Raw genomic sequence first — 19,592 nt, forward strand, 5'->3', positions numbered from 1 at the left:
CTTCGCCGACCACCCTACCCTTAATGCAGCTTCACCAGCGGCGTGGCGCGCCGCACCAGGAAGCGCGCCAGCGCCAGCACGCCGGTGCGCATGGTGCCCAGCACCGCCCGGTGGTGCATCAGGTGCAGGCTGGTGTACATCAGGCGCGCCATCGTGCCCTGCACGAACCAGCTCGCGCCGCGCAGCGATCCCATCAGACTGCCCACGCTGGTGTCGCGCCCCACCGACACCAGCGAGCCGTAGTCGCGGTATTCATACGGACGCTCCTGGGGCGGGTGCCCCTTGGCCTTGCGGATGAAACTGGTGACCAGATAGTCGGCCTGCTGGTGCGCGGCCTGGGCGCGCGGCGGCACCGCATTGCCGTTGCCGTCCACGCAGGCGGCGCAGTCGCCCAGCGCATAGATGTCGGCCACGCCCTTGACGCGCAGGTGCGCGTCCACCTCGACCTGTCCGCCCTTGGCGGTCGGCAGGCCCAGCGAGGCCAGCAGGTCCGGCGCCTTGATGCCCGCCGCCCACACACACAGCTTGGCGGGATAGACATTGCCGTTCTTGTCGATCACCCCGTCGGCCTCGATCTGCGTCACGCGGCAGTCGGTGACCACGCGGATGCCGCGCTTGCCCAGCAGCTCGGCGGCGGCAAGCGAAACCTTCTCGGGCAGCGGCGCCAGCACCCGCGGGGCGCCCTCGAGGATGGTGATGCGCACGTCGCGCTTGCCGTCGAGCTGGTCGAAACCGTAGTTGACGTAGGCGCTCGAAGCTTCGCGCAGCTCGGCCGCCAGCTCGACGCCGGTGGCGCCGCCGCCGATGATCACTACGTCGAGGCCAGCTTCCCCTCCCTCTTCGCGCTCCTGCTCGGCGGCCAGCATCAGGCGCAGCATGCGCAGGCGGAAGCGCTCGGCGTCCTCGGTGGCATTCAGGGAAATCGTGTGCTCCTTCGCGCCCGGCACGCCGAAGTAATTGGAGGTGCTGCCGACTGCCAGCACCAGCGAGCCGAAATGGATGCGGCGTTCGGGCAGGACTTCGTCGTTGTCGGTGGCGGAGAGCACGGCGCCGACGGTAAGGCTTTTCGAGGCCGCGTCGAGCGCCGTCATCGGCCCGAACACAAAGCTGAAGCCGTTGTCGTGCGCCAGCATTTGGTAGGACAGGCCTTCCTGGTGGATGTCCAGGGTGCCGGCCGCCACTTCGTGCAGCGACGGCTTCCAGATATGGTAGAGCCGGCTGTCCACCAGCATCACCTTCGACGGGCCCAGCTTGCGGCCCAGTTTGCAGGCCAGTTCCAGGCCGCCCGCACCGCCACCCACGATCACGAATTCGCTACGCAAAGTAAGCTCCTCTCATGGCGCCCGTCCGGCAATGCCAGCACATGGGCGTTGTGGCAATCTTACTACGTTAGCGCCAGGCCGGCTTGGGACCGGCATTCCATGCAGGTAGTCGCAAGCAGCAGGCCGGTCCGTTCAACGGTGCGCGCCGGATGCCGGTGTAGCATGGCGCCACCACCTCAGACGGGAGAATCCCATGAAGCAGCGCTACCGGCCAGTCACGCGCCTGGGCCTCGGCGGCACCGGGCTGGGCGACATGTACCACACCACGAGCGACGAAGCGGCCCGCAGCACCGTCGACGCGGCCTGGGAAGCCGGGATCCGCTATTTCGACACCGCGCCGCACTACGGCACCGGATTGTCCGAGCACCGCTTCGGCCAGGCGCTGCGCACGCGCCCCCGCGCTGGCTACACCCTGTCGACCAAGGTGGGGCGCGTCCTGGTACCCGACCCGGCCGGCGACATCGCCCCGCCCTTCGTTTCCTCACTGCCGTTCCGGCGCATCACCGACTACTCCGCCTCCGGCGCGCGCCGTTCGGTCGAGGACAGCCTGCAGCGCATGGCGCTCGGCAGCATCGACATCGTCTACGTGCACGACCTCTCGCCCGACCACCTGGGCGACCGGTTCGACCACGAATACCGCATCGCGGCCGGCCCGGGCGGCGCCTTCGGGGAACTGGTCCGCATGCGCGAGGAAGGCGTTGTCAAGGCCTGGGGGCTGGGCGTGAACACGGTCGAGCCCTGCATGCGCGCGCTGCGCGATTCCGACCCCGACATCTTCCTGCTGGCCGGGCGCTACACGCTGATGGAAACCTCGCCGCTCGAGGCCCTGTTCCCGCTATGCGCCGAGCGCGGCGCCGGGATCGTGCTGGGTGGCCCCTTCAATTCGGGCTTTTTGGCCGGGGGCGAGCACTACGACTACGTGCCGGCCACGCCGACACAGGTCGAACGGCGCGAACGGCTGCGCCAGGTGGCGGCGCGCCACGGCGTCGAGCTGCCCGCGGCCGCCCTGCAGTTCGGGGCAGCCCATCCGGTGGTGGTGGCCACCATTCCCGGCGCCAGCAGCACGCGCCACCTGCGCCGCAACGCGGAACTGATGGCGGTGACGATTCCGGCGGCGTTCTGGCAGGAGCTGGTGGCGGAGGGACTGCTGCCGGACGGGGCACCACTGCCGCAATGAGACAACTCAGTCGTGGCCGCGGCCGTGGCCCTTGCCATGGCCATTGCCATGGCCCTTGCCATGGCCATTGCCATGGCCCTTGCCGTGACCTTTGCCATGACCGCGGTCGTCATCGCGGTCGCGCCCGCGGTGGTCGTCGTAGCGGTCGTCGCGGCGCTCATGATGGCGCTCGCGCACCGGCCGGGCTTCCTGGTAGCGGACGCGGCGCGGCTCTTCATAGCGGATCTGGTGGACTTCGCGGTAGCGCGGCGCATACACGTCGGAGTACCAGCGGTCCTGTACGAACAGCACCGGCTGGCCGCAGGCGCCGTACTTGCGGCAGTGCTTGCGCCAGTTCTTGCGGTGGCCCGGCGGCACGCGCAGGTAGACCGGCTGGGCGCGCACACGCTCGTAGCGCTCGATGATGACGGGCTCGCGCACGTAGACCGGCGGCGGACCGTAGTTGTAGCCGTCGCCGATGTCGATGCGCCCGTAGAAGCCGGGCTGGCCGACGCTGATGCTGACGTTGGTCTGGGCCAGCGCCGGGAGGGAGGCGGCCGCCAGGGCTGCACAGAGGATCAGGGTTTTCATTGGCTTCTCACGTGTCGTCGATGGCCGAACTTTATCACCGGAAACCCCCTCACAGATGTGCGCCACCCCACACACTTACACTCTGTGCATCCTTTCACATCTGCTTACACCTACATGTTCCGGAACAGGGTCATGAAAGGCTGGCTCACGGCCAGCGTCTCGGGCCGGTTCTTCAGGCGCAGGGTGCCGCGTCCGCTGTCGTCGCGGGTCACGCCAGCCACCGCGCGCAGGTTGACGATGGTCGAGCGGTGCACCTGCTTGAACATGCCCGGATCGAGCACTTCGAGCAGGTCGCGGATCGGCTTGCGCAGCAGCGCTTCCCCGTCCGCCGTCATCACCACCGTGTACTTGCTGTCGGACTGGAAGTAGGCCACGTCGTCCACCAGGATCAGGCGCGTCTCCTGTCCCCGGCTGGCCGTCAGCCACACCAGCGGCGGCGCCTTAGGCTGCGGCGGCGCCACCGCGGCCAGCTGCTGCAGCAGCGCCTGCAGGCCCTGTACGTCCTGGCCGCCGCGCTGCAGGCGCCCCTGCACCCGTCCGACGGTGCCGGCCAGGCGCTCGCGCGACACCGGCTTGAGCAGGTAGTCGACCGCGCCGCGCTCGAAGGCGTCGATCGCGTACTGGTCGTAGGCGGTGACGAACACCACTTCGGTCGGGATGCCGGCGTCGAGCAGGCTGGAGGCGACCTCCATCCCGCTCAGGCCAGGCATGCGGATGTCGAGGAAGGCCACCTCGGGCCGGTGTTGCGCGATCGCTTCCAGCGCGCTGCCGCCATCTTCGCAGGCGGCGACGATCTCGAGCTCCGGCCAAACCTGGCCGAGCATCTGCACCAGCGATTCACGCAGCAGGGCTTCGTCTTCGGCGACGACGCACTTGACGCCGGGTTTGTGCAGGGTCGGTTCAAGCATGATGGACTCCCGCGGCCTGCGCCGCCTGGTTGACGGCATTCGGCACCATGATGGTGGCCGCCACGCCGGTCGGGAAGTTGGCCACGATCGAGAAGCTCGCGGCGCTGCCGTAGGCCAGGCGCAGGCGTTCGCGCACGTTGCGCAGGCCGACCCCGGTGCCGCCGCCCTCGGCGGTGAAGCCACGGCCGTCGTCGGCCACCGTCACCGCCACCGATGTGTCGACCTGGCGCGCCAGGATCCACACGGTGCCGCCGCCCGGCTTCGGCTCCAGCCCGTGCTTGATCGCGTTCTCGACCAGGGTCTGGAGCATCATGGTCGGGAACAGCACGCCGCGCAGCGCATCGGGAATGTCGACCTGCAGCTGCAGGCGCGGACCCATGCGGATCTTGAGGATGTCGAGGTAGGCGCGGGCCCGCTCCAGCTCTTCGCCGATGGTCGAGGGCGCGTCTTCGGTGCGCGGCAGTGAATGACGCAGGTACTGGATCAGGTTGCCGAGCATCTCGTCGGCGCGCGCCGGGTCGGTGCGGGTGAGCACCTGGGCGCTGGCCAGGGTGTTGTACAGGAAGTGCGGCTCGACCTGGGCGTGCAGCAGGTTCAGCTTGGCCACCGTCAGTTCCTTCTCGGTGGCGGTCTGCGCCACCATCGCCTGTTCGCCGCGGCGGCGCGCCGCCACCCGGCGCGTGATGGCCCGCACGATCGCTTCGGCATTCTCCAGGTTGGTCCCGTGGTCGACCAGGAACAGGTCGGTCCAGGCCGCCCCTTCCGGCTCGCAGATCAGGGTGACGCTGCCGGTGTCGTCGCCGTTCGGCGTGACGGTGGCCAGGATCTGGTTGCGGCGCGCGCCGAAGTGGTCGAGCGCCCAGCTGGCCACCTGGCCATCGGCCTGGCCGCGCGGCGGACCGCCGTAGGGATCGATGCGGGTGACCTTGGCGCGTACCTGCAGGCTGTCGCGGGCCGAGTCGACCACGTCGGCGCCCGGCAGTTCGCGGATCGCGGCATCGATCAGGTCGAAGGCTTCGCCGGCCTCGAAGGGAATCTCGATCTGGCGGCGCTGGCGGTTCGACAGCGTGCCGGCATTCACGCTGCCGGCCACCAGGCGCACCCTGCGGATGTGCGAGAACACGCCCGAGGCCACCCAGGAGCCGAGCAGCAGCGCGCCCAGCGCATACCAGCCGCCCGGGTCGCTTTCCAGCGCGTCGAACAGGGTCTCGTGCAAGAGGATGCAGATGAACAGGTAGCAGCCGAGCCAGGCAACCAGCAGCCGTCCGAGATGAATAATGCTTGCGATCATGGTGTTCTTTCAGTAGTCAGGGCAGCGCCAGATTAATCCCGGTCTTCATTGCCAAGTGACATTATGCGACGGAGCCGGGATAGCGGCGACGAAACCGGGGCTGCCGGGCCTAAAAAAACCGTTGCGCGTTGCCGTCACCGGCATCGCTTTTCGCATGGCAAGGCGGCACAGCAGTTACAATGCTCGGCTGTTTTGTTACTGAAAGGTTTTACAGCATGTCTCTCAAGCACATCGTCTTCGCTGCCGCCGCCCTCGCCGCCAGCGCATCCAGCCACGCCCAGGTCGGCGCGGCCGTCACCCTGGATGCCGGCACCACCGGCCTCGGCCTGCACCTGGTGGTCCCGATGGAAGCGAATCTGAACGGCCGCTTCGGCGCCAACTACTTCAAGCACGACTTCGAGAAGCGCTCGGGCCTGGTCGACTACAAGCTCGACGGCAAGCTGGCGACCTTCGACGTGCTGTTCGACTGGTACGCCGTGCCGCAGAGCAGCTTCCGCCTGACGGGCGGCCTGGTCTACAACGGCACCCGCTTCAAGGCGGTGGGCGTGCCCGGCGCGGGCGGCAGCTTCACCTTCAACGGCAACACCTACTCCACCAGCGACATCGGCATCCTGAAGGGAGACATTACCTTCCGCCGCGCCGCGCCCTACCTCGGCATCGGCTGGGGCAACGCGCTCGCCGCGAACCGGGGCTGGAGCTTCAACGCCGACATCGGCGCGATCTTCCAGGGCAAGGCTAGGGTCAACCTGATCCCGCTCGGCTGCACCACCTCGAACGCCGTGTGCGGCAAGCTGGCCACCGACGTGGCGGCCGAAGAACTGAAGCTGGGCGAAGACGTCTCTGACTTCAAGGTCTACCCGGTGCTGCGCGCCGGCATCGCTTACAGCTTCTGATTCAGCGTCCAATCGACCGCACAGGCGGCGCGGACTGGCGTATGATGAAGCCTCACATGTAGCCTCACCCCGAGGAGCCATCATGCCACCGCGCCGCTTCATTCGACCTCGTGCAGTTCCCGTCGCGCTTGCCCTCGCCTGCCTGTTGCTGGGCGGCTGCAAGGACCAGCGCGAGCCGGCCAAGCCGATCGTCGACCTGTCCGATACCGTCATCGTCGCCGCCTCGGCCTGAGCTGACGCATTCCCTTCGCATGCCGCTGCGCGGCACGCTACACTACGGCCTGTACATTTACTAGTTGTAGGTTCCCATGCCCTTCGCTTCCCTTGGACTGATCGATCCGATCGTCCAGACCCTCGCTTCGCTCGACTACGCCACCCCGACCACCGTCCAGCAGCAGGCGATTCCCGCCGTGCTGTCCGGCAAAGACGTCATGGCCGCGGCCCAGACCGGCACCGGCAAGACGGCAGGCTTCGCCCTGCCGATCCTGCAGCGCCTGTTCAAGCGCGACAAGGCGGTCAGCAGCAATGCCGTGCGCGCCCTGGTGCTGGTGCCGACCCGGGAGCTGGCCGAGCAGGTGCACGAGAGCTTCCGCACTTATGGCGCCGGGCTGAACCTGCGCACCATGGTGGCCTACGGCGGTGTCAGCATCAACCCGCAGATGATGAACCTGCGCAAAGGGGTGGACGTACTGGTGGCGACGCCGGGCCGCCTGCTCGACCTGCACCGCCAGAACGCGGTGAAGTTCAACGAGGTGATCACCCTGGTGCTGGACGAAGCGGACCGCATGCTCGACCTTGGATTCTCGAAGGAGCTCGACCAGGTATTCGCCGCCCTGCCGAAAAAGCGCCAGACCCTGTTGTTCTCGGCTACCTTCTCGGATCCCATCCGCGCCATGGCGAACCACCTGCTGCGCGAGCCGGTACGCATCGAGGCGACGCCGCGCAACAGCACCGTGTCCGCCATCCGGCAGTGGCTGGTGCCGGTCGACAAGAAGCGCAAGCCGGAGCTGTTCCTGCACCTCCTGAAAAAACACGGCTGGACCCAGGTGCTGGTCTTTGCCAAGACCCGCAAGGGCGTGGACGAGCTGGTCGGCCTGCTGGACGCCAAGCGCATCCCGGCCGACGCGATCCACGGCGACAAGCCGCAGCCGGCCAGGTTGCGCGCGCTGGAGCGCTTCAAGGCGGGCGAAGTCAAGGTGCTGGTGGCCACCGACGTGGCGGCGCGCGGCCTCGACATCGACGACCTGCCGGTGGTGGTGAACGTCGACCTGCCGATCGTGGCCGAGGATTACGTGCACCGCACCGGCCGCACCGGACGCGCGGGGGCGTCGGGCGAGGCGGTGTCGCTGGTGGCGGCCGACGAGGTGGAATACCTGGCCGCGATCGAGGCGCTCACCCGGCAAACGCTGGAGCGGGTGGAGGAAAGCGGCTTCGAGCCGGACCACCGGGTTCCCGAGACCACGGCGGGCGGGCAGATTGTGAAAAAGCCGAAGAAGCCCAAGAAGCCGAAGGGGGACGTGAAGGTAGTGCAGGAGGATGTGCGCTTCAGGAGGTGAAATATTATTTCATTCAACCGGCACATCTGAAATAATATTTCCCGTAGGGTGCACGGCTTTGCCGTGCGCGCGTTCAAATCACGGTACTGCAGCGGTACGCCAGTTCTATCGCTGGCTGAACGCGCGGTCGGCGAAGCGTGATGTGGTCCACTGGACCACATCACGCCTACAATATCAGCCGCATCTCGCGCATGCCTTCCAGGCCGGTCGACTTCACGGTGAATCCCATCCGCTTGGCCAGGCCGGTGATGCGGGCATTCTGCGGCAGCGCCTCCCCCACGATCTCGCGCGTCCCGCGCGCACGGCAATAATCGATCAGCTTCTGCATCATGATCTTCCCCAGTCCCATGCCCTTCAGGTCGGAGCGCACCGTCACCGCGAATTCCGCGCTGATGTTGTCCGGGTCGGCCACGACGCGGCCCACGGCCAGCGTCTCGGCCACGCCCTGTGCGTCCGGCCGTGTCGCGATGAAGGCCATCTCGCGGTCGTAGTCGATCTGGGTGAAGCGCGCCAGCTGCGAGGGCTGCAGTTCGCGCACGCGCACGAACATCCGGTAGCGCACGTCGTCCGGCGTGAGCGCATCGAAGAATGCCAGGTGGGCCGGCCCGTCTTCCGGGCGGATCGGCCGCAGCAGCAGCGGCGCGCCGTGCCAGGCGATGGTCTCTTCCAGCTCGCGCGGATAGGGCCGGATCGCCAGCCGGTCGAGGGTGCTGCCCGAGCGGTCGGCCAGGGCCAGGCGCATGCGCGCATCGAGCACGGTCGCGCCGCGGCTGTCGGCCAGCAGCGGGTTCAGGTCGAGCTCCACGATCTCGGGGATGTCCGCCACCATGCGCGAGACCTGCACCAGCGAGGCCAGCACCGCTTCCATGTTCACCGCCGGCCGCTTGCGGTAGCCGGCCAGCAGCCTTGCCACCCGGGTCCGGTCCACCAGGTCGCGCGCCAGCACCAGGTTCAGGGGCGGCAGGCCCACCGCATGGTCGTCGGTCACTTCGACCGTCACCCCGCCCTGGCCGAACACGATCACCGGGCCGAACACGGGATCGAGCGCAGCGCCGGCGATCAGCTCGTGCGCATTCGCCCGCCGCACCATCGCCTGCACCGAGAAGCCGTCGAAGCGCGCCTGCGGGAACAATTCGCCCAGGCGCCTGCGCATGCGGCCGGCCGCGGCGCGCACGCCTTCTTCGCTGTCGAGGTCGAGCGTCACGCCGCCGAAGTCCGACTTGTGCATCACGTCGGGAGTGAGGATCTTGAGCGCTACGGGAAAGCCGATGCGCCCGGCGGCGCTCACCGCTTCCTCCACGGTGGCGGCCTGGCGCGTCTCGACCACGGCCATGCCGTAGGCGCGCAGGATGGCCTTGGTCTCGGGATCGGACAGCAGGTAGCGCCCGCTCGCGATCGCTTCGCGCACCAGCGCGCGCGCCGCAGCGCGGTCCGGCGCCACCGTGCCCGTCATCGAGGGCGGCACTTCCATCAGGAGGTTCTGGTTGCGCCGGTAGTGCACCAGCTGCAGGAAGCCGGCAACCGCGTCTTCAGGCGTGCGGAAGGCCGGCAGGCGCGCGCTCGAGGCGATGGCGCGCGCATGGAGAACCGAGGCGCCGCCCAGCCAGCACGAGAGCAGGGTCTTGGAGGCGCTGCGCACCAGCGGCGCGATCGCCTCGGCCACGGCGCCGCTGTCCACGGTGGCGGTGGGCGACTGGATCACGAGCACCGCATCGACCCCGGGATCCTGCAGCAGCACGTCGAGCGTCTCGCGGTACAGCGCGGGCAGCGCCCCGCCCTGCAGGTTGACCACGTTCCCGCGCCGCAAGCCGGGCGCGAGCAGCGCGTCGAGGCGCGCGCTGGTCGCTTCCGAATACGCGGCTTCCAGCCCGCCGCCGGCCAGCGCGTCGCGCGCCAGCACGCCCGGACCGGCGCCGTTGCTGACGATGGCCAGGCGCTCGCCGTGCAGCGGGCGTGCATAGGCCAGGGTTTCGGCGGCCGAGAACAGCTGGTCGGTGGTGCTCACGCGCAGCATGCCGGCGCGCCGGATGGCGGCGTCGAACACCTCGTCCTGGCTGGCCAGCGCGCCGCTCTCGCTGGCGGCGGCGGGTGCGGCATCCGTCTCGCGTCCGGCCTTGAGCACCAGTACCGGCTTGCTGCGCGCCGCCGCTCGGGCCGCCGACATGAATTTGCGTGCATGGCGCAGGTCTTGCAGGTAGAGCAGGATGGCGCCGGTCGACCCGTCGCTGGCCAGGTAGTCGAGCACGTCTCCCAGGTCGACGTCGGCGCCCTCGCCCAGCGCGATGAAGTGCGAGAAGCCGATGCCGCGCGTGCGCGCCCAGTCCAGTACCCCGACCATCAGGGCGCCCGACTGGGACACGAAGGCGATGCGGCCGGGCAGCGCACCGCTGGGGGCGACGCTGGCGTTCAGGCCGATGCCGGGCGCGAGCAGTCCGGCGGAATTCGGCCCCAGCAGGCGCAGCAGGTAGGGCTGGGCGGCGTCCAGCATCGCCTGGCGCAGGCTGCGCCCCACGCCGCCGAGCGCACCCGGCACGCGTGCTGCGCGCGGGTCGGGCGCGGCGCTGCTGAGGATCAGCGCCGCGCGGGTGCCCCGTTCGCCGAGCTGGCGCACGATGCCCGGGACCGTGGCCGGCGGGGTACAGACCACGGCCAGCGCCGGCGCCTCGGGCAGCTCGGCCACGCCGGCATAGCAGCGCCGTCCGGCCAGTTCAGCGTACTTGGGATTGACCGGCCAGACTTCGCCCTTGAAGCCGCCGGCCAGCAGGTTGCGCAGCAGGGTCGCGCCGAGGCTGCCCGGACGTTCGGAGGCGCCGATCAGCGCGACCGACCGCGGGGCGAACAGGTGCTCGAGGTTGCGTACGCTCATGCAGGTAGCCTTTCGTGGCGGTGGCCGTGGCCGGCCCCTGCGAAAGGATAGCGCCGCTGGCGGCGCAAGCGCGCACCGGACCGTTCAGGCGAGCCGCAGCGTGGCCCTGCGCTCGCGCCTGACGGGCAAGGCGCGCAAGTCTGGAGACCGGGCGCGCAATTCGCGCATGATCCCGTCCGCCATGACGGTGGCATGGTGCGCCAGCGTCGGGCCATCGATCCCGGCCTGGCGCACATGGGCCGTGAAGGCGCGCGCCTCGTCCAGCTCGTGCACGGCCACGCTGGCCAGCATGCTGCGGGAAGCCGGCGTCACCGCGTAGAAATGGAGGCGGAACTCTGCGTCGAGCTGCATGGTGCCGGCCAGGAAGCGGTCAAGGCCGACGTCATACAACACATGGACGATCACCTCGGCCGCGCGGCCGGCGATGTCTTCCTGGTTTTTCCTGCGGCGTGGGCCGAACAGGCGGAACAGCATGTGCATGGCGCCTCCCTTGTGTGACATGCATACTAACAGTCAACTTTCATACATGCAATATCAACAAGCGTGCCGCGCCGGCCATACTGGAGTGGCGTTGTAAACACGCTCGTCCGTACCCTGCTGCTCCGGTTCGTGCTGCCGGCCCGGTACGACCCTCGCCTGATCCGTCCGGCCCGTCATACACACACACGCGGGCCCTCCCGTATTCAATCCAGCGTCAAGCAAACGAGGTCCGTGCTCAAGGCGCGCAAGCCGGGCCGGCCACAAGCATAGACATAGGGGTTCCGGTGGACTGAACCACGCTATGCCGACCGCCCTACAGGCTCTGGAGCAACGCGATCAGCTGCTGCGGCGCCACCGGCTTGGTCAGGTGCTCGTCGAAGCCGGCCGCCAGCGAGGCCGCGCGGTCTTCCTGGCGGCCGCGTCCCGTCACCGCGACGAGGAAGGGCCGCGGCGTGCGGCGCGACAGTACAGCCGCCACCTCCAGTCCGTCCATCCCGGGCATACCAAGGTCGAGGATGGCGGCGTCGGCAGGCCGTGCGTCGAACAGCCGCAGCGCTGCGGCGCCGTCGTGCGCCACCTCCACCGTAGCGCCCTCCGAACGCAGCAGCCAGGCCAGCGACTCGGCCGCGTCGACGTTGTCGTCGGCCACCAGCACGTGCTTGCCCAGCTGCGGGCCGGCGCGCGCCTTCTGCGCGGCCGCCTCGCCGGTAGGCCCGGCGGCGATGGCGGGCAGCTCCACGCTGAAGCGCGAACCCTGGCCGGGACCCCTGCTTTCGGCCTCGATCCGTCCGCCGTGCAGCTCCACCAGGCCCCTGGCCAGCGACAGGCCGATTCCCAGCCCGCCCTGGGCCAGGTGGCTGGCGCTCGACACCTGCACGAAGGGGTCGAACACGCGCGCCAGCATGTCGGGCTCGATGCCGATGCCGTTGTCGCGCACCTCCACCCGCGCCCAGCCGTCCGCTTCGGCCAGCCGGATCGCGATCCGTCCTCCCGGCGGCGTGTACTTGGCGGCGTTGTTGATCAGGTTGGCCAGCACCTGGGTCAGGCGCAGCGCGTCGCCCTCGACCCAGACCGGCTCGTCGCACAGGTCGAGCGCCACCCCGTGCCGTCCCGCTTCGATGAGCGGCATGCTGGTCTGCAGGGTGTCGCGCAGCAGGCGCCCAAGTTCCAGCGGCGCGCGGTGCAGTGCGATCTTGCCGCGGCTGATGCGGGTGACGTCGAGCAGGTCGTCCAGCAGGCGCGCCATCTGCGCGGTCTGGCGCCCGACCATGGCTGCGATCCACTCGATCCGGTCCTGGGGCAGGCACTTGCCGCGCAGGAGCGAGGCGGCGTTGGCGATCGGCGCCAGCGGGTTGCGCAGCTCGTGCGCCAGGGTAGCGATGTAGACGTCCTTGCGCCGGTCGGCCTCTTTCAGGCCCTCCATCGCCGCCTCGCGTTCGCTCACATCGAGCACCAGCGAGAACACCCGGTCGATGCGGCCTTCCTCGTCGTGCAGCACCGAGTTGTACCACTCGCAGTTGAGCGTGCGGCCGTCGCGCGTGCGGTTGCGGTTTTCCGACTTGACATAGCGGGTGGCCGAATCGAGCAGGCGCGTGATCGTTTGCGCCACCTTGCCGGTATCGTCTTCGTGGATGAGGGGCAGCGTGTCGATGCGCCGGCCGATGGTTTCCTGCGCGCTCCAGCCGAACAGCTCCTCGGCGCGCAGGTTCCACAGGCGGATCACGAAGTCGCGGTCGAGCTCGATCACGGCCAGCGGGGTGTTCTCGATCAGGTAGCGGGTCTGGTCCAGCGCGCGCGTCAGCGCGGCGCTCGCTTCGGTGCGTTCCGTGATGTCGTCCAGCACGATCACGGCCGCGGCCAGGTCGGCCGGGCCGTCGCGCAGCGGCGCCCCGCTGACGGCGTACACGCGGCGCCCGTCCGGGCCCAGGTTCTCGAGCACCGCGTCGCGGAAGGATTCGCCGGCAAGCGCCCGCCGCACCGGGTCCCCGATCAGCGCCAGCATTGCCGCCGCGCCGCGCATGCCCTGTCCTGCGGCCGGCCCGGCCCCGGCCTCGTGTTCGAAGCGCGCCGCCATCTGCTCGGCCAGGTCGTTGGCCATTACGCAGCGGCCCGCCCGGTCGACGATCAAGACACCGTCCGGCAGCTGGCGCAGCACCGAACCCAGCAGGCTTTGCCACTGGGCGCGGGCGCGCGTCTCGATCATCTCTTCGAAGGTGTCGCGCAGCCGCCCGTGCAGCGCGATGTTGTCGATGGCGACCGCGCCGAGCACGAACAGCGAGGCGGACAGGCCGTACAGTCGCCCGGCGTAGAAGCCGAGGTCGTAGCGTTCGCCACTGAGCAGGCAGGACAGCAGCACCTCGAACACCCAGGCCGACAGCGCGATCGTCAGCCACACGTCGAGCACGGCGCGCGGACGCTTGCGCGCGACCTGCCACAGCGCGGCCAGCGACAGGACCAGCACCAGGGCGCCCATCCAGCGGTAGGCCGGGCGCAAGCGGTAGCCGTCCATCAGCTCGGGCAGGTAGGGAGCGCCGCGCGTGCAGAGCAGCACCAGCAGCGTGGCGAACAGCGCGATCAGCAGCGCGCCCACGCGCAGGAAGTGAGGGGGCAAGGGACGCCGGTAATGTCGCGCATAGCCGATCACGAACAGCGGGAACAGCGCATGCCAGAACATGTAGAGCCAGGGACTGGTCTGGTCGTTCCCGCCCAGCACGCCGTCAGGCAGGAACAGGCCCGGAAAGGTCATCATGTGCGCCAGCGCGATCAGCGCCGTGAGCAGGTAGCCCATTGTTAACAGGCCGAGCGACCAGGACCGGTTCGTATGCACGTGGCCCAGCAGGAGGATGCCGGTGAGCAAATTACTCCCGATCAGCAACGACTGGTGCATCGGCACGAACTCGGGGGCCACCGGCAGGTGGGTCCGGGCCAGCGGCGCCAGCAGCGCGAACAGTACGGCCAGCACCATCAGGACAAGGAAGACGCTGCGCAACTGCACAGCAGAAGGTGGGTGTTTCGCGAGGTCTGCAGGTTCTGCCAAAACACCGTAGCGCATGGGTCATCCCATTGGAATGCTGTTCTAAGAAACCTGCCCTATCCGTTGCCCAGCCTTTACTTAATATACATAAAAATATAGCTCAAAAGGTGACTGTCGAGCAGCTTATTTCGCTGCCGGGTAGCCGCGCGCGCTCATCGGATAGCCGGAGGCGTCGATCGCCGCGACAATCCGGTCCAGCTCGGCACTAGTGTCGATGCTCCCCCCTTGGTCGGCAGGTCCACGCTGAGCTTCGCCGCCGCGTCGACGCCCTGCGCCGCCTTGGTAACGCGGAACCGAAGGCCATCGCGGCGCCGGCCAGCGCGGGATCGAGCAGGCCGAAGGCCGCCAGCGGAGTCCCGGCCACGTTGTAGACGAAGGCCCAGCCGAGGTTCTGGCGTATCCTGGCATCGGTGCGCTGCGAGACCGCCACCGCGTCTCTCGTGTCCCTGATGCTTCCTTTATGCATACACGAAGGATGTTTCTTCCCACGATGGGAAGGTCAAGCGTCGCGTGCGCCGATGTGGCTGGGCGATGCCGGAACGAGCGGGGCTGAGGGGAAGCGGGGATGCGCCGCGCCGGAACGCTCCGGGCGGCGCCTTGGGAGAACGGCTAGCAGGGCCGGCGGGCCGAGCACACCTGCCCGCGCCCGGCCTTCTTGGCCTGGTACATGTAGTGGTCGGCCTCCTTGAGCAGTTCGTCGGGCGAACGCTCCTGGCTGCCGGTGTCGAGGGCAATGCCGATACTGGCCCGCACGCGCACCGCCCGGCCCGGCAAGAGCACCGGCTCGGCGATACTGTTGATCAGCTTCTCGGCCACCGTATGGGCGTCGTCGAAGGTGTCGGCCATGTCTTCGAGCAGCACGGTGAATTCGTCGCCCGCCAGGCGGTACACGCTGTCGGTCTTGCGCACGCCGGCGCGCAGGCGTTCGGCAATGACGCCGAGCAGCATGTCGCCCGCCTCGTGGCCCTGCGAGTCGTTGACGGCCTTGAAGCCGTCCAGGTCAATGAACAGCATCCCGACCGTCTTGCCGTTGCGGCGCGCCCGCGCCTGGGCCATCGGGATCGACTCGACCAGTGCGCGCCGGTTCAACAGGCCGGTGAGCTGGTCGTGGCGGCTTTCGTATTCGCGCTGGGCCTGCTCCGCCTTGCGCGCGCTGATGTCATGCAGGAAGGCGCTGTACATGCTGCGGCCGTTGACCTCGAGCGCGCGCACGCGCACCTCCACCGTCAGGCTGCTGCCGTCGCGCCGCATGGCCTGCAGGTCCAGGCGCTGGTCCACGGCGCCCGCGATGTAGGTCGCCAGGAAGGGCTGCATGGCGCTGGCGTTACCCTTGCGGCGTTCTTCCGGAACGATGAGCTGTTCGAGCTTGCAGCCCAGCGCTTCGTCGCGGCGCCAGCCGAAAGTGTCCTCGGCCTGGCGGTTCCAGGCAGTGACGACGCCCTCCTCGTCGAGGCCGATGTAGGCGTCGTTGGCGTTCTCGATCACGCTGCTCAGTTCCGCTTCGCGCGCGCGCAACGCGGCTTCGGCCTTCACCAGTTCGGCGGTACGTTCCTGCACCCGGCGCTCGAGGTCGACGTTGAGCCCGACGATCTCCTGCTGCGCCGCCTTCTGCACCCCGATGTCCTTGATCACCGATACGTAGTACTCGACCGCACCCTGGGCATTGCGCTTGGGCGAGACGTCCAGGTTGACCCAGACCGTGGCGCCGTCCTTGCGGATGTAGCGCTTCTCGAGCTGGAACTGGTCGATCTCGCCGCGCTCCATGGCGCGCAGCAGGTCGGTGTCGGCGGCGAGATCGTCCGGGTGGGTGATCTGCTGGAAACTCAGGCCCCACAGCTCTTCCTCGGCATAGCCGACGATGTCGCACAGGGTCTTGTTGACGCTGATCCAGCCGCCGTCCGGCGCCACCAGTGCGATGCCGACACTGGCGATCTCGAAGATGCTGCGAAAGCGCGCTTCGCTCGCGCCCAGCACCTGGCTGGATGCCGCGAGCCCGTCGCGCGCCAGCGCAAGGCGTTCGCGGTACTGCACTTCCTTGGCCAGGATCGCTGCCAGGTCGGTCAGTACCTGCGCCTCTTCCTCGCCCAGGGTGCGCGGCCGGGTGTCGAGCGCGCACAAGGTGCCGATCGCCAGCCCGGCCGTGGTGCGGATCGGCACGCCGGCGTAGAAACGGATGTTGGGAGGGCCGTTGACCAGCGGATTGTCGTTGAAGCGCGCATCCGCTTGCGCATCGTTGATCACCAGCGGCGTGCTCATGCCGATCGCGTGGGCGCAGAAGGCGTGCTCGCGCGGCGTCTCGCTCATCTCGAGACCGACGCGCGACTTGAACCACTGGCGGTCGGCGTCGACCAGCGAGAACAGTGCCACCGGCACGTCCAGCAGGCGGCTGGCCAGGCGGGTGACGCGGTCGAAGACGGGTTCGGGCGGGGTGTCGAGCAGGTCGAGGGCGTCCAGCATCGACAGCCGGTCAAGTTCATCTGGTGGCAATGGAGCAGCGGGCATACGGGTCCGTAACGGTCAGGGAGGACGGCATCGGCGCCGCCAAGCCAGAACTGTAACAGATACCCAATTGCCAATAAAGAATTTTAGTATCCTGCTTACAACAATGTGTCGTTTTCCGGGGAAACCGTGACAATTCAATCAAGCAGCGGTGCTGTATTGCCCCCGCCGGCGCGGCGCCGCAGGCGACGGGAGCTGTGTTTTTCAGGACCTTGCAGGCAGGCGGCAAGCGCCGTCGTCGCATCCTTCGTCCGGCGCCGCTTCGGCCAGCAGACGGCCGACCAGGACGCCCACCTGCAGGTCGGGCAGATGTCCAAACAGGCTATGGCGCAGGACACCCTGGCGGTCGAACAGCAGCAGCGTGGGCGTACCGCGCATCCGGTAGCGCTCCATCGTGCGCGGGATCGGACCGTCCTCGCCGGGACGGTCTATCCCGACCGGGAACGCGATCCGGTACTCGTGCAGGAAAGCCGCCAGTGCGCCTTCGTTCATGGCCTCGTGGTGCTCGAACACGGTATGCAGGCCGAGCACCGCCAGTTCGTCGCCCCCGGCCTGCTGGCCCAGCTGTCCGGCCTGGGGCAGCGCGTGCGCGACGCAGCCCGGGCACAGCATCTGGAAAGCGTAGACGGCGACGACCCTGCCGCGCAGCGAAGCCAGGGTCACCGGGCCGGCTGCGTTCAGCCATCCCGAGACCTCGAATTCCGGAGCGGAACGAGAGGCTGGAGCGTTCATTTCGCGCGCAGCTTCACGCCCGGGAAATCGAGCGGCACCGCGAAGGCCACGTTCACGTAGTTGGTGAACAGGTTCAGGGCCACGTGCGCCATGATCTCGACGATCTCGCCGTCCGCGAAGCCGGCCGCGCGCAGGGCCGCCACGTCCGCGTCGCCCACGTGGGCGCGCTTTTCCACCACTGCAAGCGCGAACTTCAGCGCGGCGGCGGTCCTGGGATCGTCCGACTCGCCGGCCTGTGCGGCCGCCATTTCCTGCGCGCTGGCCCCGGCCTTGCGGCCCAGCGCCGTATGGGCAGCGAGGCAGTACTCGCAATCGTTGCGGTCGGCGATCGCCACGGCGATCTGTTCGCCCAGGCGCGCACCGAGCGTGCCGCCGCCGAGGGCGCCGAAGGCGCCCCACATGCTCTGCAGCGCGGCGGGCGAGTTGGCGACGGCGCGGAACATGTTCGGCACGACGCCGAAGGCGCCGTGGATCTGCTCCAGCAGCTTGCCGGCTTCGCCCTGGGTGTTGGACGGGTTGACGAGTTCGATACGGGACATGCTGTTCTCCTTCAGTTTGCGGCCGAGAAAAGGTGCGGCCGCCTCACCCATAAACTAGGAGTCCTAACTATTACTGCCAAAAAAAATGCTCATGCAAATGCTTCCCAATTGCGGCGCTGGCTGACGGGATCGGTGGGCTCGTGCTCGGCGCAATCGATGCGCAGGAAGGAAATCGGTAGCGGCGCATTTACCAAGGCACAGTGATGCGGCACTTCCTGGGCCGGGTACTTGTTCGGCTCGAAGTGGCGGCAGGACAGGCAGGCCCGCAATTCCGGAAAGCGGTCGGTCTTCTGCAGTTCGGCGATCAACTTGAACAAACCCGTCAGCATCTGCAGCTGTTGCGCCGGCACCAGCCTGGAAGCGGCTGCATCGGCAAACGACAGGGCATGCGCGAGCCGCTGCGCGACCTGCCCGCCCTGCGGCGTCAGGTGCAGCGCCGTGGCGCGGCCGTCATCCTCTGCACGGGCCTTGCGTATCAGTCCTTTCGCCACGAGCGCCGCCACCGAATCGCTGGCGCTGGCGGCGGAGATCGACAACTGCCTGGCCAGCCAGCCCAGGCGCACGCCGCGGGTACGGTGCACCAGCAGCTGCAGGATCTCTGCCTGCGCGGGGTTCAGCCCTTCCGCGGTCGACACCTCCCACATCCCCGAGCGCAGCACGGTGGCGATGCGGCCGATGGCGGTCACGATGCGCGCCGAGATGTCCGGCGTGCTGTCCCACGGGGTTTCGGGTTGGATGTCCATGAACGGCAGGATAACACAGTGCGCGATTATGTCAAGGAGTCCTAAGCAATTTGGCTTGACTGCGCGGTAGGTGCGATCGGTGAGATGTGCTGCGCTCGTCCTGGTGCGCTTAGGCCCGCAAATTTGCTGCGCTGGGGATGCCTGGCGGTGCCGGTGTCGCCTGGTTCAAGCCGCCGAGGGAGGCATTCTGAAGTGGGAAACGAACGCGAGCTGCGCTTGCGCGGCGTACGCGGAAGGCTTCGGATCTACTTCCTTGGCGACACGCGGAGCGCGCGCAAGCGCCGCTCTTCATTTTGGCCGCTTCGGTCAGCGCTTGAACGAGGTCCTTAGCCAAGCGCTCCCCGTGTCTATTATTTTCCAGAAGGAATTTACCTATTCATAACGCAACCCGTTGGACAGGCAGTTCATAACGACAGGTCCGAACCAGAAATCGGCGGCCGACTTCACGTACGTGTGGACCGGCGAAGGCTGGCTGTTTATCGCTGTTGTCCTGGACCTCCACTCCCGCCGCGATGGACTGGTCAATGCAGCCGACAATGACAGCACGGCTAGTCATGGACGCTTGCTGGTGGCCAGCTTCCGCCGTGGCCGACCTCGCGCTGTGTTGGATCATTCCGACCAAGGCTCACGAAGCACGAGCGAAGACATCCAGCGCCTGCTCGAATCCCGCGGCACTGTTTGCAGCATGAGCCGCCGTGGCAACTGCTGGGACAACGCTGCAATGGAGCGTTTCTTCGCGACGCTCAAGACTGAGCGCCTGAGCAAAGCTACCGGACCAGGGATGATTTACGCGCCGACGTGTTCGCGTCCACCCGTCGCGCTCGAATAGAGACAGACCCGGTGTGGCGAAGGTGGCCGCAATGTCCGGCTATGGAAATCAGAGCTTGCTGCCGCTCGTTCCAGCTGGCCAATCGCAGTAATTTGCCGGTCTAGCTATACGAAGTACGCTCAAGCCTTTTGATTTTTCGCACAACAGACAACG

The 19,592-nt window shown here is 68.0% G+C and carries 16 protein-coding genes and 1 pseudogene; 5 read left to right on the plus strand and 12 right to left on the minus strand.

All coding sequences use genetic code 11. The features are described 5' to 3' along the window. Nucleotides 1-20: 20 nt before the first annotated feature. Nucleotides 21-1,322, minus strand: coding sequence for an NAD(P)/FAD-dependent oxidoreductase (locus AC56KL_RS05215; RefSeq protein ID WP_497179100.1), 1,302 nt, complete (start codon nt 1,320-1,322; stop codon nt 21-23). A 193-nt stretch (nt 1,323-1,515) separates the two neighbouring features. Between AC56KL_RS05215 and AC56KL_RS05220 the strand changes: the two genes are divergently transcribed. Then, on the plus strand, nt 1,516-2,499 hold the full coding sequence (locus AC56KL_RS05220) for an aldo/keto reductase (RefSeq protein ID WP_497179101.1): 984 nt from the start codon (nt 1,516-1,518) through the stop codon (nt 2,497-2,499). A gap of 6 nt (nt 2,500-2,505) precedes the next feature. Here the strand turns inward: AC56KL_RS05220 and AC56KL_RS05225 are convergent, their stop codons facing one another. The 3 genes from AC56KL_RS05225 to AC56KL_RS05235 form a co-directional block, all read right to left on the minus strand. After that, nucleotides 2,506-3,069, minus strand: coding sequence for a hypothetical protein (locus AC56KL_RS05225; RefSeq protein ID WP_497179102.1), 564 nt, complete (start codon nt 3,067-3,069; stop codon nt 2,506-2,508). Between the two features lie 110 nt (nt 3,070-3,179). Next, nucleotides 3,180-3,977 carry a LytR/AlgR family response regulator transcription factor gene (locus tag AC56KL_RS05230; RefSeq protein ID WP_497179103.1) on the minus strand — a complete coding sequence of 266 codons (798 nt, stop codon included), beginning with the start codon at nt 3,975-3,977 and terminating at the stop codon, nt 3,180-3,182. Next, complete coding sequence (locus AC56KL_RS05235; protein WP_497179104.1) at nt 3,970-5,268, minus strand: sensor histidine kinase; 1,299 nt, start codon at nt 5,266-5,268, stop codon at nt 3,970-3,972. The genes AC56KL_RS05230 and AC56KL_RS05235 overlap by 8 nt, the downstream gene beginning before the upstream one ends. Before the next feature lie 215 nt (nt 5,269-5,483). Here AC56KL_RS05235 and AC56KL_RS05240 point away from each other — a divergent pair, with 215 nt between their 5' ends. The 3 genes from AC56KL_RS05240 (at nt 5,484) to AC56KL_RS05250 (ending at nt 7,717) form a co-directional block, all read left to right on the plus strand. Further along, nucleotides 5,484-6,161: a hypothetical protein gene (locus AC56KL_RS05240; RefSeq protein ID WP_497179105.1), complete on the plus strand. Its 678-nt coding sequence runs from the start codon at nt 5,484-5,486 to the stop codon at nt 6,159-6,161. Nucleotides 6,162-6,243: 82 nt separating this feature from the next. Beyond that, nucleotides 6,244-6,393, plus strand: a complete 150-nt coding sequence (locus tag AC56KL_RS05245; protein ID WP_497179106.1) for a hypothetical protein — start codon at nt 6,244-6,246, stop codon at nt 6,391-6,393. Between the two features lie 76 nt (nt 6,394-6,469). Beyond that, nucleotides 6,470-7,717 (plus strand): DEAD/DEAH box helicase, encoded by a 1,248-nt coding sequence (locus AC56KL_RS05250; RefSeq protein WP_497179107.1) that lies wholly within the window; start codon nt 6,470-6,472, stop codon nt 7,715-7,717. A gap of 166 nt (nt 7,718-7,883) precedes the next feature. Here the strand turns inward: AC56KL_RS05250 and AC56KL_RS05255 are convergent, their stop codons facing one another. The 8 genes and pseudogenes from AC56KL_RS05255 to AC56KL_RS05290 all read right to left on the minus strand — a co-directional run bounded on the left by AC56KL_RS05255 (nt 7,884) and on the right by AC56KL_RS05290 (nt 18,610). Beyond that, nucleotides 7,884-10,583, minus strand: coding sequence for a bifunctional acetate--CoA ligase family protein/GNAT family N-acetyltransferase (locus AC56KL_RS05255; protein WP_497179108.1), 2,700 nt, complete (start codon nt 10,581-10,583; stop codon nt 7,884-7,886). Nucleotides 10,584-10,667: 84 nt separating this feature from the next. After that, nucleotides 10,668-11,063, minus strand: coding sequence for a hypothetical protein (locus tag AC56KL_RS05260; RefSeq protein ID WP_497179109.1), 396 nt, complete (start codon nt 11,061-11,063; stop codon nt 10,668-10,670). A 313-nt stretch (nt 11,064-11,376) separates the two neighbouring features. Continuing rightward, complete coding sequence (locus tag AC56KL_RS05265) at nt 11,377-14,058, minus strand: ATP-binding protein (RefSeq protein WP_497179110.1); 2,682 nt, start codon at nt 14,056-14,058, stop codon at nt 11,377-11,379. A 244-nt stretch (nt 14,059-14,302) separates the two neighbouring features. Beyond that, nucleotides 14,303-14,533, minus strand: a pseudogene (locus AC56KL_RS05270) (hypothetical protein); the annotation flags it as partial. A 173-nt stretch (nt 14,534-14,706) separates the two neighbouring features. Next, nucleotides 14,707-16,554 carry a PAS domain S-box protein gene (locus AC56KL_RS05275; protein ID WP_497179111.1) on the minus strand — a complete coding sequence of 616 codons (1,848 nt, stop codon included), beginning with the start codon at nt 16,552-16,554 and terminating at the stop codon, nt 14,707-14,709. A gap of 246 nt (nt 16,555-16,800) precedes the next feature. Next, nucleotides 16,801-17,328, minus strand: a complete 528-nt coding sequence (locus AC56KL_RS05280; protein ID WP_497179112.1) for a redoxin domain-containing protein — start codon at nt 17,326-17,328, stop codon at nt 16,801-16,803. Next, entirely contained in the window at nt 17,325-17,867 is a 543-nt protein-coding gene (locus AC56KL_RS05285; protein ID WP_497179113.1) for a carboxymuconolactone decarboxylase family protein, read from the minus strand. The genes AC56KL_RS05280 and AC56KL_RS05285 overlap by 4 nt, the downstream gene beginning before the upstream one ends. Nucleotides 17,868-17,956: 89 nt before the next feature. Continuing rightward, on the minus strand, nt 17,957-18,610 hold the full coding sequence (locus tag AC56KL_RS05290; RefSeq protein WP_497179114.1) for a MarR family winged helix-turn-helix transcriptional regulator: 654 nt from the start codon (nt 18,608-18,610) through the stop codon (nt 17,957-17,959). A 391-nt stretch (nt 18,611-19,001) separates the two neighbouring features. Between AC56KL_RS05290 and AC56KL_RS05295 the strand changes: the two genes are divergently transcribed. Then, complete coding sequence (locus AC56KL_RS05295) at nt 19,002-19,439, plus strand: DDE-type integrase/transposase/recombinase (protein ID WP_497179115.1); 438 nt, start codon at nt 19,002-19,004, stop codon at nt 19,437-19,439. Nucleotides 19,440-19,592 lie beyond the last annotated feature (153 nt).

The sequence above is a fragment of the Telluria sp. ZB4P34 genome, from assembly GCF_059686055.1.